The following is a 15,420-nucleotide window of genomic DNA, read 5'->3' as shown; positions in this document are numbered from 1 at the left end:
CCACGCCCTCCTCAGTACCGCGCGTCCTTGGGTTTCGGGTCGCGCGGCCAGTCCTTGCTCTTGTTGGCGAAGTCCGGCCGCGGCTGGTTGATGAAGTAGCTGGCGATGTCCACCGCATCCTGGTCGGGCATCACCTGCTGGCCCAGTGGTGGCTCGCGGGTCACCGCCGGCGGCATGTTGTGCTTGACGAAACCGGCCGCCTTGTACAGGCGCGCCATGCCGGCGCCGATGTTGAAGCTGTGGTCGCCCCACAGCGGCGGGAAGGCGATATCACCGCTGGCGTCGCGCCGGCCTTCGCCGTTGTCGCCATGGCAGGCGGCACACTGCACGGCGTACAGCGCCTGGCCACGGATCGGGTCCGGGGTCAGCGTGCTGTCGATGGGGCCCTCGCTGGGAGCGGCCACCTTTGCACCGTCTGGCACTGGACTGCTCAGCCACGCCATGTAATCGAGCATGGCGCGCATCTGCGGTGAGTCTTTCGGCAGCGGCTTGCCGTTCATTGAGCGCTGCAGGCAGCCATTGATGCGCTCAGTCAGCCCGATCACCTTGCCCGGGCGCGGCATGTAACGCGGATAGGCGCCGCCGCCCGTATTGAAGTAGTGGTTGCCGAACGGTCGCTTGCCCTCGGCCATATGGCACGAATTGCAGTTCAGATCGTTGCCGACGTTGTCCGGCAGCAGCCGTGCGGTCTCGTTGAGGAGGCGGCGGCCAAGCATCACCGATTCGGCATTGCCGAGCCCGGCGATCTCTTCGGCGCTGGGTGCGTGGTAGTGGCCGACCACCTTGCCCTGCGCATCGAGGATATCGATCGTGCTGGCTACGGCAGCATCCAGGTCCGGGTACAGATGGCGATAGGCGAGGGTGCCGGCGCCGACCAGCAGCACGAGGGTGACCACGCTGCCGATCAGCAGGCGGGAGCGTTTGCGCGAACGTTTCATCGTGCGGCCTCCTGCGGAACGTAGTGCACCGGCTTGTCACGCACCACCCGGCGCATGCGCGCCACGTCGACCTCGCTCACCGCGCTGGCCTGGTTGCCCCAGCTGCTGCGGATGAAGGTCAGGATCTGTGCCAGCTGTGCATTCGGCAGCTGCTCGAAACCGGGCATGGTGAAGGCCATGCGGTCGTGCGGGGTATGCGGCGTGCGGCCGCCGATCAGGGTCACCTGCACCAGCGAGCTGGGGTCATCGGCGAACACGATCGAGTTGCCGGCCAGGGCCGGATAGACGCGGGGCATGCCGCGCCCGTCGGCGCGGTGGCAGGCCTGGCAGTGCTCGGCATAGGCCAGCGAACCGGCAACACGGTAGTCGCCGCTGCGCAGTGCGGCGGTGGAGGTGTCGGTACCCGGGGACCACTGTGCGTTGCGGCCATCGCGTGCCGGCAGCTGTTTCAGGTAGCGGGCCATCGCCAGCAGGTCGGCGTCGGACAGGTACTGCGTGCTGTGCTCGACCACGTCGGCCATACCGCCGAAGGCCGCGGAGCGATCGGTGCGTCCGGTGCGCAGGAAGTCGACGATCTCGCCCTCGTTCCAGCTGGCCAGACCGGTTGATTCATTGCGCAGGTTCTTCGCATACCAGCCTTCCAGCACCGAGCCGGACAGGAACTGGCGGCTGCCATCATCGGCCATCGCCTTTTCCTGGAACGCGAGGCCACGTGGCGTGTGGCAGGCGCCGCAGTGGGCCAGGCCTTCCACCAGTTCGGCGCCGCGCTGCTGGCTGGCATCCAGCGACGGATCCGGGTTGAACGTACGCGGGCGTGCGAACAGCAGCTGCCACCAAGCCAGTGGCCAGCGCATGTTGGCCGGCCACGGGATCGTGCTGTCGGCGTTGCCCTGCTTCACCGGCTGCACCGAGCCCATGAAATAGGCGTACAGCGCCTTGATCTCGGCATCGCTGGCGATCACGTACGAGGCATACGGCATTGCCGGATACAACGGCTGCCCATCGTGACGGATGCCGCGACGGACCGCGCGCTCGAAGTCGGCGTAGTCGTAGGCGCCAATGCCGGTGTCGGGATCGGGCGTGATGTTGGTCGAGTAGATCGTGCCCATCGGCGTCTGCATGCCGAGGCCACCGGCGAACGGCTTGCCGCCCGGCGCAGTGTGGCAGGCGGCGCAGTCGGCGGCGCGCGACAGGTACTGTCCCTGCGCGATCAGCGTCGGATCGTGGATGTCGACCTGCGCCGTCTGTCGCGGTGCGAACCAGTAGGGCGTGGTGCGGGCGATGCCGTAGGCGGCGGCAAACGTGGCGGCCAGGGCAATGGCGAGCTTGAGCGAGGTGCGCATGGCGGCACTGTGGGCAATCCCGCGCGCGCGTTCATTGATCCGGATCAATGACTGAACGGATACAGCTTGTACACCAAGCTGAATCGTTCCTGCGTTGTCATCAAGCCGTCATCCGCGCGCGATAGATGGCCCACGCCCGCGTCGCTAACCTGCCACGCTGTCGCACCTTTTCCCCGATTGCCCATGAAGCGCCTGCTGCTGTTGTTGCTGGCGTGCGCCGGCCTGTGGCTGGCTGCATGCTCCTCCTCCATCAATGCCTCGTCCACCTCGCTCGCCGACAGGCTGATCGCGCCAGGTGGTGTATCGACCCTGCTCGATCGCCCGCGCATCGCTGCGGCCATCGCCGAACTGCCCAACCGCCATGGCTTCGCGCCGGGCCGCGATGGCGTGCCGATCTTCTGGCGTGTATTCGATCCCGGCGACTACGGCGCGCGTTATCACTACCTGCCGCAGCGCCACGAGAACGGCCTGCCGCTGGATACCGGCCTGAGCCTGGCAGTACCGCAACCGTTCCGCGCGCAGGCCCCGCGCGGCACCGTGGTGCTGCTGCACGGTTGGATGATGAACGGCGATTCGATGCTGCCGTGGTCGCTGCAGCTGGCCGAATCCGGCTATCGCGTGATCACGCTGGACCTGCGCAACCATGGGCAGTCCGGTGCAGGTCCGTCCGGATACGGCACCTATGAATCCGACGATGTGGTGGATGTAATCGGCGAGCTGCGTGCACGTGGTGAAGTAAACGGCCCGCTGTACCTGTTCGGCGTGTCCTATGGCGCCGCCACAGCGGTGTTCACCGCCGACAAGCTGGGCGACCAGGTGGAAGGCGTGGTGGCGATGGAATCGTTCGCCAATGCCGGTGTGGCGATCCGCACGATGATCCCGCACCTGATGGGACTGCAGCCGGAAGGCCTGAAGGCGCAGGCGGTGGCGTCGTACGCGCGCTGGCGCTACGGCGGCCAGGACATCAACCAGGTGATCGCCGCCGCCAGCCGCCGCATCGACGTCGATCTGGACCGCGTGGATGTAGCGCGCGCGCTGGCCGATACCCGCGCCTGCGTACTGCTGCTGCACGGCCAGGGCGACCAGCACATTCCGGTCAGCCAGGGCCGCGAACTGGCGCAGGCCAATCCGCGCGCGCACTACATCGAGATGCGCGGCGAGGACCACATCACCCTGCCGCTGCGACTGGACCTGCTGGCGGGCGTGGTCGATGACTGGATGGCGCGCGACGAGCACCATCCGCAGAGTGCTTGCCCGGCGCCCCAGCTGCCGGCCCAGGCCGAGTGGCTGACACGCAGCTGAGAAAAGGGGACGGAGGGGATTAAGTCGTTTCCCGCACAGCTGGGCCAGAAACGACTTAATCCCCTCCGTCCCCTTTTTTCTGTCAGGCCACCCGTCTTGCCAGCGAGCGCGCAGACGCCGCGACGCCCAGCAGCAGCGCGGCCACGCACAGGAAGGCGAAGCCGAGGCTGGTAGCGTGTGCGAGTGCGCCGATCGCTGCCGGTCCGGCGAGGATGCCAGCGTAGCCCAGCGTGGTGACCGCGGTGATGGCGATGCTCTCCGGCATCACCCGCTGTTGGCCCGCCATCGAGAACAGCGCCGGCACGATGTTGGCGCAGCCCAGCCCGACCAGTACGTAGCCGGCCAGCGCCACCGGGAACGATGGCACCAGCGTCGCCAGGGTGAAACCCGCAGCAGCGGTGATGCCGCCGAAGACCAGGGTGCGGGTCCGGCCGAGGCGCTCGACGATGCCGTCGCCGAACAGGCGCATCGCGGTCATCGCCAGGGTGAACAGTGCAAAGCCGGCACCGGCCTGGTCACGTGGCACCTGCCGCACTTCGGCGAGGAACACCGCGCTCCAGTCCAGCATCGAGCCCTCGGCGAGGAACACCACGAAGGCCAGCACGCCGATGAACAGCACCACGCCATGCGGCAGTGCCAGCAGGGGGCCTTCATGCAGGATCCGTTGTGGGCGCCAGTGCGGTGCCGACAGCACTGCCACCAGCAGCAGAGCGGCCACCGAAACCAACGCGGCCAGCCACAGCGGCGTACCCAGGATCAGCATGCCGGTCATGCAGCCGGCACCGACGAAGCCGCCGATGCTGTAGAAGGCATGGAATCCGGACATCATCGCGCGCCCGGCGTCGCGCTCGACCGCGACCGCCTGCATGTTCATCGCACAATCCAGTGCACCGACGCCGGCGCCGAACACGAACAGGGCCGCGCCCAGCGCTACCGGAGAGGGCGCCAGCACCAGCAAGGGCAGGGCGCACAGCATCATCGCGCAGGTGATCACCATCACCCGGCGGCATCCCAGCCGCCCGGTCAGCGCACCTGCCAGTGGCATCGCCAGCAGTGAGCCGAGCCCGAGGCAGAGCAGCACTGCGCCGAGGCTGGCGTCGGACAGCCCGGCCTTGGCCTTGGCGTAGGGCACCATCGGTGCCCAGGCGGCGGTGGCGAATCCGGGAATGAAGAAGGCAGCGCGGGTGGCGTGCTGCTGGGCACGTGGGGATGAAGGCGTCATGCGCGGTGCGAAGCTCCAGGGGGTGTTAATGAAAACGTTTTCAGGACGGCTCGGCAAGTGCCATGCGTGACATCGGGCGACGCATACGATTGCAGTGACCCGATCGCGTCACTGGCGATTAACGTCGCCCACGGACAGTGGCTGCACGGTCGGCATTCCGCCGCCCGCTGCCGGAGATCCGTACATGAGCACGACACCCACCATCCTCCTCGTCCACGGCTTCTGGGGCGGGGCCGCACACTGGGCCAAAGTGATCCTGGAGCTGCATCGCAACGGCCATGACCGCGTGCAGGCGGTGGAACTGCCACTCACCTCGCTGGCCGACGATGCCGGCCGCACCCGGAAAATGATCCGGCAGATCGACGGGCCGGTGCTGCTGGTCGGCCACTCCTATGGCGGCGCGGTGATCAGCCAGGCCGGCAACGAGGACAACGTGAAGGGCCTGGTCTACATCGCCGCTTTCGCGCCTGATGCCGGCGAGAGCCCCGGTGGCATCACCCAGCAGCACCTGCCGGAGGCGGCGCCGAACCTTGCGCCGGACAGCGATGGCTACCTGTGGCTGCGTGCGGACAAGTTCCATGAGAGCTTCTGCCAGGATCTGAGCGAAGACGAGGGCCGGGTGATGGCGGTGACCCAGAAGGCGCCGCTGGCCAGCACATTCGGCGATGTGATCAGCGACCCGGCGTGGAAGCACAAGCCGAGCTGGTACCAGCTGTCCCGCCACGACCGCATGATCGCGCCGGAAAACCAGAGGGCCATGGCCACGCGCATGCAGCCCAAGCGACTGCTGGAGCTGGATGCCAGCCATGCCTCGTTGGCCTCGCAGCCGAAGGAGGTGACCGCGCTGATCCTGGAGGCCTGCGCCGCCATCGGCGGCTGAGCCTGCGGCAGCGCGCCGCACCACAGCACATCGCACGACAGCCGGGGCGCAGGGGAGTACACTCCTGCGCCTGCGGCCATCCGGCCGCGTCCCCGTCTTCCCTCCAGCCGCCGCCAGAGGATCCCACCCGATCGTGGAGGTCCCGCCGTGCTGTCTGTGCCTGATGCCCGTATTCCGTCCCCCTTGCCGCGTCGCCGTGCGTTGCCGCAGGCGCTTGCCCAGGGCCTGCTGATCACCGCACTGGCCAGCAGCGGCATCGCAGCCGCGCAGTCCGCCGCCGAGCCGGACAAGGCCGCCGAGGCCCCGGCCTCGCAGACCCTGCAGACCGTACAGGTCACCGCCAACCAGCTCGGCACCATCACCGAAGGCAGCGGCGCCTACACGCCGGGCACCATCGCCACCGCCACCCGCCTGGTGCTGACCCCGCGGCAGACCCCGCAGACCATCAGCGTCATTACCCGCGCTCAGATGGACGACTTTGGCCTGAACGGCATCGATGACGTGATGCGGGTGACCCCGGGCATCAGCATCGTCACCTACGACAGCGAGCGCACCGAGTACTACGCACGTGGATTTGCCGTGCAGAACTTCCAGTACGACGGCATCCCGATGTCGCGTGACTCGGCCTATTCGGCGGGCAACACGCTCAGCGATACCGCGATCTATGACCGCATCGAAGTGCTCAAGGGCGCGACCGGCCTGCTGACCGGCATGGGCGATCCGGGCGCGACCATCAACCTGGTGCGCAAGAAGCCGGGCAAGGAGTTCGCCGGCAGTGCCACGCTGGGTGTCGGCCGCTGGGATGACTATCGTGCCGAGATCGATGTTGGCGGCCCGTTGACCGCCGATGGACGCGTGCGCGGTCGTGCGGTGGGCGCCTGGCAGGACAAGCATTCCAATCTCGACTTCTACCAGCGCACCAGCAAGGTGGGCTACGCGGTGCTGGAAGCCGATCTGGGCGAGCGCACCCTGCTGACCGTGGGTGGGGATACGATGGACAGCGACCCGAAGGGCTCGACCTGGGGTGGCATCCCTCTTCTGGACAGTGCCGGCAACTTCAATGACATGCCGCGTTCGTTCAACAACGGCACCCGCTGGAGTGGCTGGCGCCAGTATGTGCGCACCGGCTTCGCCACGCTCGAGCACACCTTCGCCAACGACTGGGTGGCCAAGCTGCAGCTCAACCACCAGGTCAACGGCTATGACGCCGCACTGGCCGGCGCCGCCGCCGGCAATCCCGATCCGTTGACCGGCGAGGGCGTCAGCCTGTGGCTCGGCAAGTACGTTGGCAAGACCGTCAGCAATGCTGCCGACTTCTATGTGAGCGGTCATTTCGGCCTGCTCGGGCGGGAGCATGAGCTGGTGGTCGGTGGCAGCGCCTCGCGCAAGCGCTGGACCAATACCGGCTACGGCCCGCAGGCGGGGTTCCCGGATACCGTGCCGGACTACAGAACCTGGAATGGCGACATTCCCGAGCCGGAGTGGCAGCGCAGCTACAGCAACAACGAAGTGACGCGTGAGAACGGCCTGTATGTGGTCGGCCGTTTCGACGTGGCCGATCCACTGAAGGTGATCGTGGGCAGTCGCCTGGCCAGCTACCGCTCGCCGGACACGCGCGAGACCGGCGTGTTCGTGCCGTATGCCGGTGTGGTCTACGACCTCGGTGAGCACTATTCGGTGTACGCCAGCTACAGCACCATCTTCAAACCGCACAGCGAACGCGACGAGCAGGGCAAGGCACTGGATCCGCTGGAAGGCCGCAGCTACGAGATGGGCCTGAAGGCCGAGTTCCTCGATGGGCGCTTCAACGCCAGTGCGGCGCTGTTCCAGCTCGACCAGGACAACTTCGCCCAGCCCACTGGTGGCAAGACACCGGACGGGCAGGATGCCTATCGCGCCCTGATGGGGGTGCGTACCAAGGGTTACGAGCTGGAAATGTCGGGCCAGCTGGCCGAGGGCTGGCAGGTGCAGGGTGGGTTCTCGCACAAGATCGCGCGCCAGGCCGGTGGCAAGGTGACCACACTGGAGCCGGAAAACCAGTTCAGCCTGCACACCAGCTACCGCCTGCGTGGCGACTGGAAGGGGCTGACGCTGGGCGGTGGCGCGCGCTGGCAGGATTCCACTTTCGGCGAGATCACCAACCCGGCCACGCAGGCCAAGGTGGTGCATCGCACCCAGCCTTATTGGCTGCTGGATGCGATGGCGCGCTATGAATTCAACGATCGCCTGTCGGCCACGCTCAACGTCAACAACCTGCTGGACAAGCGTTACTACACGATCTTCAGCTGGTACAGCACCTACACCTGGGGTGAGCCGCGCAATGTGCGGTTGGCGATGACGTACAAGTTCTGACGCCGGTGGTGCTGTAGAGCCGAGCCCGCGCTCGGCTGGCTGTCAAACCGCAGCCGAGCATGGCTCGGCTCTACAAATACGCCCGCGATGCTTTTCGGCATCGCTGGCGTTGTCATTACAGCGGCAGGTCGAACACCAGCACTTCGGCGTCGTTGCCGTTCTCCAAGGTCAGCTGCGCTTCGTCGCTGACCTGCAGCGCATCACCGGCTTCCAGGGTGATGCCATTGACCTGCAGCTGGCCTCGGGCCACCTGCACATAGGCGCCACGACCGTTGCCGAGGGCGTGGTGCAGCTTCTGGCCGCCATCGAGGATGGTGGCGAAGATGCGGGCATCCTGGTGGATGCGCAGCGAACCATCGGCACCGTCCGGCGAAGCGATCAGGCGCAGCTGGCCGCGCTTGGTTTCCGGTGCGAAGTGGGTCTCTTCGTACGACGGAGTAATGTTCTCCGCGTCCGGGAAGATCCAGATCTGCAGGAAGTGCACGGTCTCGTCGGCGGAGTGATTGAACTCGCTGTGGCTGACACCGCTACCGGCACTCATGCGCTGCACGTCGCCGTAACGCAGCACCGAACCGGTGCCCATCGAGTCCTTGTGCTCCAGCGCGCCGCCCAGCACATAGGAAACGATCTCCATGTTGCTGTGGCTGTGGGTGCCGAAGCCCTGGCCGCCGATCACCTTGTCTTCGTTGATCACCCGCAGCGGGCCGAAGCTGACGTAGCGGGGGTCGTAGTAGTTGGCGAAGGAGAAGGTATGGCGCGAGGACAGCCAGCCATGCTCGGCCAAGCCACGGGTAGCGCTCTTGCGGATCTGCAGCATGATGGAATCTCCTTTGTTCGATGGTTTCGATGGGGCGGGGTGGGCTGGTAGCCGCTGTGTTTCCCCGTTGGAGTGAAGTATCCGCTTGCACCCGGGGTTTGAAAAACGGATAGTTTTGACAGTCATCATCGAAAAATTCGAATGCTCAAGCTCAGCCTCGATGCCCTGCAGATCCTGGACGCCATCGACCGCCGCGGCTCGTTCGCCGGCGCCGGCAAGGCCCTGCACAAAGTGCCTTCGACCATCTCCTACACCGTGGCCAAGCTGGAGGAGGACCTGGGTGTACAGCTGTTCGACCGGGTCGGCCCGCGCGCCGAGCCGACCGAGGCTGGCCGCGCCCTGCTGGACGAGGGCCGCCACCTGCTGCGCGCAGCCCGGGAGCTGGAACTGCGGGTGCGCCGGGTGGCATCGGGCTGGGAGACCGAACTGACCCTGGCGGTGGACTCGGTGTTCCCGACCTGGCTGCTCGGCCCGGACATCGCCGCATTTCGTGAGGCCGAGGCACCGACCCGGCTGCGATTGATCGGCGAGGCCCTGTCCGGTACCTGGGAGGCCTTGCTGGACCGCCGTGCCGACCTGCTGGTCGGTGCGCCGGGCGAGGGTCCCAGCGGCGGCGGTTTCGTGGTCGAGCCGCTGGGTACGGTGGAGTTCGTGTTCGCGGTCGCCCCCGATCATCCGTTGGCCGCAGTGCCGGGCGTGCTCGGACGCGAACAGCTGGTCGAACACTGCGCGATCGCGGTCTCCGATTCGGCGCGACGGCTGCTGCCGCGCACGGTCGGCCTGTTGATGGGGCAGGAGATGCTGACGGTGCCGGACATGGCCAGCAAGCTGAAGCTGCAGTGCGAAGGCGTGGGCTTCGGTTTCCTGCCCGAGCCCTGCGCGCGTGCGGCGGTGGCGCGTGGCCAGCTGGTGATCCGCGAGGTGGAGGAGCACAAGCCGGAAGAGACCTTCTGGCTGGCTTGGCGCACCGGCGAGGATGGCGCCGCACTGCGCTGGTGGCGAGAGCGCCTGCGCAGGCCGGAGCTGCTGTCACAGTGGTGGCAGTCAATGGCCAGGGGGTAGGGGTACGGCAGGGCTGCGTCCTGCACCCGCTACGAGCTGGAGCAACAGCAACAGCAGAAGCTGGTTTCCTGTGGGGAGGCGGGGTGGGTCCGGTTGCGGGGGCCGCTGCAAGTCCCCCTCCGGGGCCCGGCCCAGCCGCTGGCGGCTGGGCGTTCGGGCGCTTGCGAAGCAATGCTTCGCAAGCAAAGCGCCCTCACCCATGTAAGCTCGGTCGCCGCTTGCTCGTGTGCGCAGTCCTGCGTACACGGCAAGACCCGGGTTGGGCGTCCTGCCCAACCCGCCCGAGGCATGCCTCGGGCCCATGCGGCTCACGCCCCCGCAATCGGACCCACCCCGCCTTCGACAGTTTTCCGCGATCTGTCGGAACGGCGTGCTGCTCTGGTAGGTGTCGACCTTGGTCGACACGGTAGATCCACGCCATGCGTGGATGAATTCATTCGATATCTGACAGATGTGTCGACTCGATGGAGTCATCCACGCATGGCGTGGATCTACCAGATCGCGGAAATCTGTCAGAGGTGGGGCGGCATGGGCAGGCAGGACCGTTGGCGGCATGGATGCCGCCATCGAGCCCCCATGGATGGGTTTACGGCGTGTCCTGCCTGTCCATGTCGCCCCGCCAACCCACGGAATGCCAGCTTTTGCTTTTGCTTTTGCTGTTGAGGTTGCCGGCCAGCGGCCGGCACTACCAGGGGTGCAGGGCGCAGCCCTGCCGAAAAACACACATAAAAAAACAGCAGGCCGAGGCCTGCTGTTTCGGTGTAATGGTGCGCCCGGAGAGATTCGAACTCCCGACCGCCTGGTTCGTAGCCAGGTACTCTATCCAACTGAGCTACGGGCGCCAATTACATAAACTTGTTGTGCTGACTGTGTATGGTGCGCCCGGAGAGATTCGAACTCCCGACCGCCTGGTTCGTAGCCAGGTACTCTATCCAACTGAGCTACGGGCGCGCGGTACACAATCAACTTACTGCTTAATTTTACTGCATTTCCAGCGGCGGATGCTGAAAACCTGTCGAGTGGTGCGCCCGGAGAGATTCGAACTCCCGACCGCCTGGTTCGTAGCCAGGTACTCTATCCAACTGAGCTACGGGCGCCCTGCGACAGGAGCGGAATTATGCGGATGTCGGCGCGTACCGTCAACAGTTTTGTGAAAATTTTCATCCAACTGAATGAAAAAGCTGTCAGCTACGGCCTCCGGCGCCTTCAGCCACGCGAAATGATCGGCGCGCGTGCCCAGATCCTGCGCGGACAGCACGCGCAGCTGCGCGTCCACATTCGGCAGCTTCGCCAGCAGCGTCTGCATCGATCCGGTCGGTGCCAACCAGTCGTGCTCCATCAATACGGCCTGTGCGCTGCCATGCACGCGCGCCATCTGCGCATCGAGGTCTTCGTTCATGCCGGCCGCGGCGTAGTGGTTGTTCAGGCCAACGCGCGCCCAGTCGGCGATCAGCCCGCGCGCTTCGGTGCCACCGAAGCCGAGGCGCCGACCATGCAGCACGCCCTGGCGTTGCGCGATCCACGGCAGGAAACGATAGACCAGTGGCAGCAGCCAGCCACGCGGTGGCGGGAAGCCGCGCCAGAACGGTGAGCCGCTGGCGGCCAGCCACAGCCGGTTGAAGTGCTGCGGGTTGCGGCCGGCATGCACGCAGGCCAGCTGCCCGCCCAGACTGTGTCCACCGATGATCCAGGGCAGGGCGTCGGTGGCGTCATCGGCTGCGGCCAGGACGGCCTGGCTGGCCGGCAGATCCTGTTCGAGTACCTCGCGATAGCCCCAGTCCTGCGTGCGCGACGGGCGCAGTGAGCTGCTGCCGTTGCCGCGCCACTCATGCAGGTAGACCGCCACGCCCTTCGCCGCCAGCGCCAATGCCAGTGGCAGGTAGTGACGCGCGGCCACGCCCAGCGCTGGCAGCCACAGCAGGCGCGCGATGGACTGTGCAGGCACGCAGGCGATCACTTCGTAGCGATGGCCATCAGTGCACTGCACGGCAACGACGTCCGGTGCGAGACTCATGCGTGCGGTGCCGCGCCGAAGTGATCGAGTACCAGCACCTCGCTGCGGCCAGGCGCGTAGCCCTGCTGCAGGCCGCGCGCAACGTAGTCGATGCCGGCTTCGCAGGCATTGGCCAGGCTCAGGCCATTGCACAGCTGCGCGGCGATGGCCGAGGCGAGCGTGCAGCCTGTGCCATGTGCGTCCAGCGGCAGGCGGGCGTGGATGAATTCTTCGCTGCTGACGCCGTCGAAGTAGCGATCGATCACGCGGTTGCCTTCCTGCAGGTGGCCGCCTTTCAGCAGCACCGCACCGGCACCGAGCTCGAGCAGGGCAGAGGCAGCCTGTTCGGCGTCATCGCCGTTGGCGATCTTCCGGCCGATCAGGAGTTCTGCTTCCGGGGTATTGGGCGTAACCAGCGTCGCCAACGGCAGCAGGCGTTCGCGCATGGCCTTGAGCGCACTTTCCTCCAGCAGGCGCGCGCCGCTGGTGGCGACCATCACCGGGTCCAGCACCACGTGCGGCGGGCGATGCTTTTCCAGTGCGTCGGCGACGGCATGGATCACCTCGGCGTTGGCCAGCATGCCGAGTTTCACGGCATGGATATCGAAGTCATCGAAGCAGGCTTCGATCTGCGCCTGCAGGAATGCGATCGGTGGCACATGCACGGCGGTGACGCCACGGGTGTTCTGTGCAGTCAGCGCGGCGAACACGGCCAGGCCATGCACGCGGTGCGCGGCGAAGGCCTTGAGATCGGCAGGGACACCGGCGCCACCGCCGGAGTCGGAGCCGGCGATGGTGAGGGCGGAAACGGGAGTGGTCGGGCTCATCAGTTGATTGTGCCGTGGTCCCGCAGGGGAAGGTAGATCCACGCCATGCGTGGATGTCCTTGATTCAATGCCGCCAACGCGCCCACTGCTGGTACACCACATAACCCAGCCCGGTCAGGCCGGTCAGCAGGGCGGGGGCGAGCAGGGCGTCGTATTGCCAGCGCATGAACAACCAGGCGCCGAGGATGCCGCCGGCGAGGAAGCCGCTGATGATCAGGCCGCTGAGGGTCAGCCGCCGTACCTGCAGCGGCAGTCCGCGCAGCAGGTGGCCCAGGCCGATGCCGAGGTCGGTGAACATGCCGCTGAGGTGGGTGGTGCGCACCACCGCGCCACTGAAGGTGGTCGCCATCGCATTCTGCAGGCCGCAGGCCATGGCGGCGGCCAGTGCACCCCAGATCTGATGCTGTTCGAACAGCGGAATGGCCACCAGCAGCAGTGCCGATTCCAGCGCCAGCGCGACACCGTAGCGGCGGCCCAGCTGCAATGCGCTGTCCTGGATCAGCAGGCCGCTGAGCATCGCGCCCAGCGAAAACGCGATCAGCAATCCCCACAGGTGGCCGACCGCGCGCCAGTCACCCTGGGCCAGCGCCATGCCCAGCTGGCTGGTGCTGCCGGTCATGTGGCTGACCGCCTGGTGCTCGAAACCGAGGAAGCCGACCACGTTGACCATGCCGGCAACGCACGAGAGCGCGACCGCGCCGATCCAGACCCAGGTGGGCAGGCGTATTCCCATCGGCGGGGCCCCTCAGGGCCCGCCGAAGCCGCCGTTGAACTGCAGCTCGCTGAAGGTGTTGCTGGCCGGGTCGAATACCGCGCCCCAGAACTGCGTGCCGCCGTCACAGACGCGGATCGCTTCCCGTGCCGGGTTGATGCCGCTGTCGTCGGGCAGATGGAAGGCGTTGATGTAGATCAGACGCTTGCCGGCGCTTTCGATGCCGACGTACTGGCGGTCGAAGTCCAGCACCTTCGGTACCTGTGATTCCAGCGACGACAGCTGCGCTTCCAGCTGGTCGATCTGCTGCCGGCTGGGCGCCCAGTAACCACTGACCCGCCCGGCCTCGCGGCCGGGACTGGGGCGCGAGCAGGTATCGAGCACCTGCGCGGCGATGATCGGGCGGGTGACCACCCAGGATTGGCCGGTACGCTCGGCGGTCGGCACGCTGGCCGGGCCGAGCGTGGTGGTGCAGGCACCCAGGGCGGCTGCGAGGGCGATCGCAGCCGTGGGCAGCAGCAGGCGGGTGCAGCGGTTCACAACACCTCCGAAGCGTAATCGGCCAGGCGCGAGCGTTCGCCTCGGCGCAGGGTGATGTGCGCACTATGCGGCCAGTTTTTGAAGCGATCCACCGCGTAGGTCAGGCCCGAGGTGGTCTCGGTCAGGTACGGGGTGTCGATCTGCTCGACGTTGCCCAGGCAGACGATCTTGGTGCCGGGGCCGGCACGGGTGATCAGCGTCTTCATCTGCTTGGGGGTGAGGTTCTGCGCCTCGTCCAGGATCAGGTAGCGCGACAGGAATGTGCGGCCGCGCATGAAGTTCATCGAGCGGATCTTGATGCGGCTGGCGAGCAGGTCGTTGGTCGCCTGGCGTCCCCAGGTGCCGCCTTCCTGGTTGTGCGTGAGCACTTCCAGGTTGTCGGTCAGTGCACCCATCCACGGCGTCATCTTCTCTTCCTCGGTGCCGGGCAGGAAGCCGATGTCCTCGCCGACGCTGACCGTGGCGCGGGTCATGATGATCTCGCGGTAGCGCTGCTGGTCCATCGTCTGCGCCAGGCCGGCGGCCAGCGCCAGCAGGGTCTTGCCGGTGCCGGCGGTACCCAGCAGCGTGACGAAGTCGATCTCCGGATCCATCAGTGCGTTGAGCGCGAAGTTCTGCTCGCGGTTGCGTGCACTGATTCCCCACACGGCGTGGCTGCCGTGGCGGAAATCATCGACCAGCGACAGCACCACCTTGCCGTCGCCGACCACGCGGCTGACGCGCAGCTCGACTTCATCTTCGCCAGGCAGGTAGACGTACTGGTTCGGGTACCACTCCTCGCCATCCTGCGCCAGGATTTCGTAATGCGTGCGGCCCTTGTCGCTCCAGCTGCGCAGGTCATCGCCGTGGCGCTTCCAGAAGTCTTCCGGCAGCTCGGTGGCGCCGGTGTAGAGCAGGCTGAAATCGTCCAGCGCGCGGTCGTTCTCGTAGTCCTCGGACACGATGCCGGCGATCGCGGCCTTGATCCGCAGGTTGATGTCCTTGGAAACGAACACCACCGGCAGGTCCGGGGTTTCTTCCTTCAGTGCCAGGATCGCGCCGAGGATGGCGTTGTCCGGGATGACCTTGCCGAAGCTCTTGCCGGCGTCGAAATGGCTGGTCTGGAAGCGCAGCTTGCCGGCGCTCTGCTTGCCGCGCAGCTGCAGGCCATTGGGTCGCTGCAGCGGAATGCCGTCGGCCAGGTTGTCCAGGCCGGATTCCTGCACCAGCTCGTTGAGGAAGCGGCTCACCTGGCGGGCGTTGCGGCTCGCTTCGGAGGTGCCCTTCTTGCCGTTGTCCAGCTCCTCGATCACCTGCATGGGCAGGTAGACGTCGTGCTCCTCGAATTTGAACAGCGCGGTGGGATCGTGCATCAGCACGTTGGTATCCAGCACGTAGATGCGCTTGCCTCGGGTCATCGTCGATTCCTGGTTACGGACAGGGAAAAACCACC

General features: G+C 66.5%; 13 protein-coding genes and 3 tRNA genes. 4 read left to right on the top strand and 12 right to left on the bottom strand.

The features are described from left to right. Positions 1-11 precede the first annotated feature (11 nt). Both V3B48_RS07530 and V3B48_RS07525 read right to left on the bottom strand, forming a co-directional pair. Complete coding sequence (locus V3B48_RS07530) at positions 12-938, bottom strand: c-type cytochrome (protein ID WP_329893458.1); 927 nt, start codon at positions 936-938, stop codon at positions 12-14. Then, positions 935-2,281: a cytochrome c gene (locus tag V3B48_RS07525; RefSeq protein WP_329893457.1), complete on the bottom strand. Its 1,347-nt coding sequence runs from the start codon at positions 2,279-2,281 to the stop codon at positions 935-937. Before V3B48_RS07525 ends, V3B48_RS07530 begins: the two co-directional genes overlap by 4 nt. A 183-nt stretch (positions 2,282-2,464) precedes the next feature. Between V3B48_RS07525 and V3B48_RS07520 the strand changes: the two genes are divergently transcribed. Next, positions 2,465-3,583, top strand: coding sequence for an alpha/beta fold hydrolase (locus V3B48_RS07520; protein ID WP_285302984.1), 1,119 nt, complete (start codon positions 2,465-2,467; stop codon positions 3,581-3,583). An 82-nt stretch (positions 3,584-3,665) separates the two neighbouring features. Here the strand turns inward: V3B48_RS07520 and V3B48_RS07515 are convergent, their stop codons facing one another. Continuing rightward, positions 3,666-4,805 carry an MFS transporter gene (locus V3B48_RS07515; RefSeq protein WP_049461323.1) on the bottom strand — a complete coding sequence of 380 codons (1,140 nt, stop codon included), beginning with the start codon at positions 4,803-4,805 and terminating at the stop codon, positions 3,666-3,668. Between the two features lie 184 nt (positions 4,806-4,989). Here V3B48_RS07515 and V3B48_RS07510 point away from each other — a divergent pair, with 184 nt between their 5' ends. Both V3B48_RS07510 and V3B48_RS07505 read left to right on the top strand, forming a co-directional pair. Then, positions 4,990-5,685, top strand: coding sequence for an alpha/beta hydrolase (locus V3B48_RS07510; protein WP_329893456.1), 696 nt, complete (start codon positions 4,990-4,992; stop codon positions 5,683-5,685). 147 nt (positions 5,686-5,832) lie between these two features. Continuing rightward, a complete protein-coding gene (locus V3B48_RS07505) occupies positions 5,833-8,037 on the top strand; it encodes a TonB-dependent siderophore receptor (protein ID WP_329893455.1) in 2,205 nt (734 codons plus the stop codon). Positions 8,038-8,152: 115 nt separating this feature from the next. Here the strand turns inward: V3B48_RS07505 and V3B48_RS07500 are convergent, their stop codons facing one another. Further along, complete coding sequence (locus tag V3B48_RS07500) at positions 8,153-8,854, bottom strand: pirin family protein (RefSeq protein WP_012510689.1); 702 nt, start codon at positions 8,852-8,854, stop codon at positions 8,153-8,155. Between the two features lie 141 nt (positions 8,855-8,995). Between V3B48_RS07500 and V3B48_RS07495 the strand changes: the two genes are divergently transcribed. Then, the gene (locus V3B48_RS07495) at positions 8,996-9,916 is read left to right on the top strand and encodes a LysR family transcriptional regulator (protein WP_329893454.1); all 921 of its coding nucleotides are present in this window, start codon (positions 8,996-8,998) and stop codon (positions 9,914-9,916) included. Between the two features lie 765 nt (positions 9,917-10,681). Here V3B48_RS07495 and V3B48_RS07490 read toward each other — a convergent pair. The 8 genes from V3B48_RS07490 to V3B48_RS07455 all read right to left on the bottom strand — a co-directional run bounded on the left by V3B48_RS07490 (position 10,682) and on the right by V3B48_RS07455 (position 15,385). Beyond that, positions 10,682-10,758, bottom strand: a tRNA-Arg gene (locus V3B48_RS07490). A gap of 32 nt (positions 10,759-10,790) precedes the next feature. Then, positions 10,791-10,867, bottom strand: a tRNA-Arg gene (locus V3B48_RS07485). A 69-nt stretch (positions 10,868-10,936) separates the two neighbouring features. After that, a tRNA-Arg gene (locus tag V3B48_RS07480) sits at positions 10,937-11,013 on the bottom strand. Beyond that, the gene (locus V3B48_RS07475; protein WP_329893453.1) at positions 11,004-11,930 is read right to left on the bottom strand and encodes an alpha/beta fold hydrolase; all 927 of its coding nucleotides are present in this window, start codon (positions 11,928-11,930) and stop codon (positions 11,004-11,006) included. Before V3B48_RS07475 ends, V3B48_RS07480 begins: the two co-directional genes overlap by 10 nt. Next, positions 11,927-12,736, bottom strand: coding sequence for a bifunctional hydroxymethylpyrimidine kinase/phosphomethylpyrimidine kinase (gene thiD / locus V3B48_RS07470; RefSeq protein ID WP_285302745.1), 810 nt, complete (start codon positions 12,734-12,736; stop codon positions 11,927-11,929). The genes V3B48_RS07475 and thiD overlap by 4 nt, the downstream gene beginning before the upstream one ends. 64 nt (positions 12,737-12,800) lie before the next feature. Beyond that, on the bottom strand, positions 12,801-13,469 hold the full coding sequence (locus V3B48_RS07465; RefSeq protein ID WP_049463692.1) for a YoaK family protein: 669 nt from the start codon (positions 13,467-13,469) through the stop codon (positions 12,801-12,803). A gap of 12 nt (positions 13,470-13,481) precedes the next feature. After that, complete coding sequence (locus V3B48_RS07460; RefSeq protein ID WP_285302746.1) at positions 13,482-13,988, bottom strand: hypothetical protein; 507 nt, start codon at positions 13,986-13,988, stop codon at positions 13,482-13,484. Then, a complete protein-coding gene (locus V3B48_RS07455; RefSeq protein WP_010484287.1) occupies positions 13,985-15,385 on the bottom strand; it encodes a PhoH family protein in 1,401 nt (466 codons plus the stop codon). Before V3B48_RS07455 ends, V3B48_RS07460 begins: the two co-directional genes overlap by 4 nt. Positions 15,386-15,420: the final 35 nt, after the last annotated feature.

The sequence above is a fragment of the Stenotrophomonas sp. SMYL20 genome (assembly GCF_036320045.1).
In the GTDB taxonomy this organism is placed as follows: Bacteria; Pseudomonadota; Gammaproteobacteria; order Xanthomonadales; family Xanthomonadaceae; genus Stenotrophomonas; species Stenotrophomonas maltophilia_A.
This window is presented reverse-complemented; position numbering and strand designations above follow the sequence as displayed.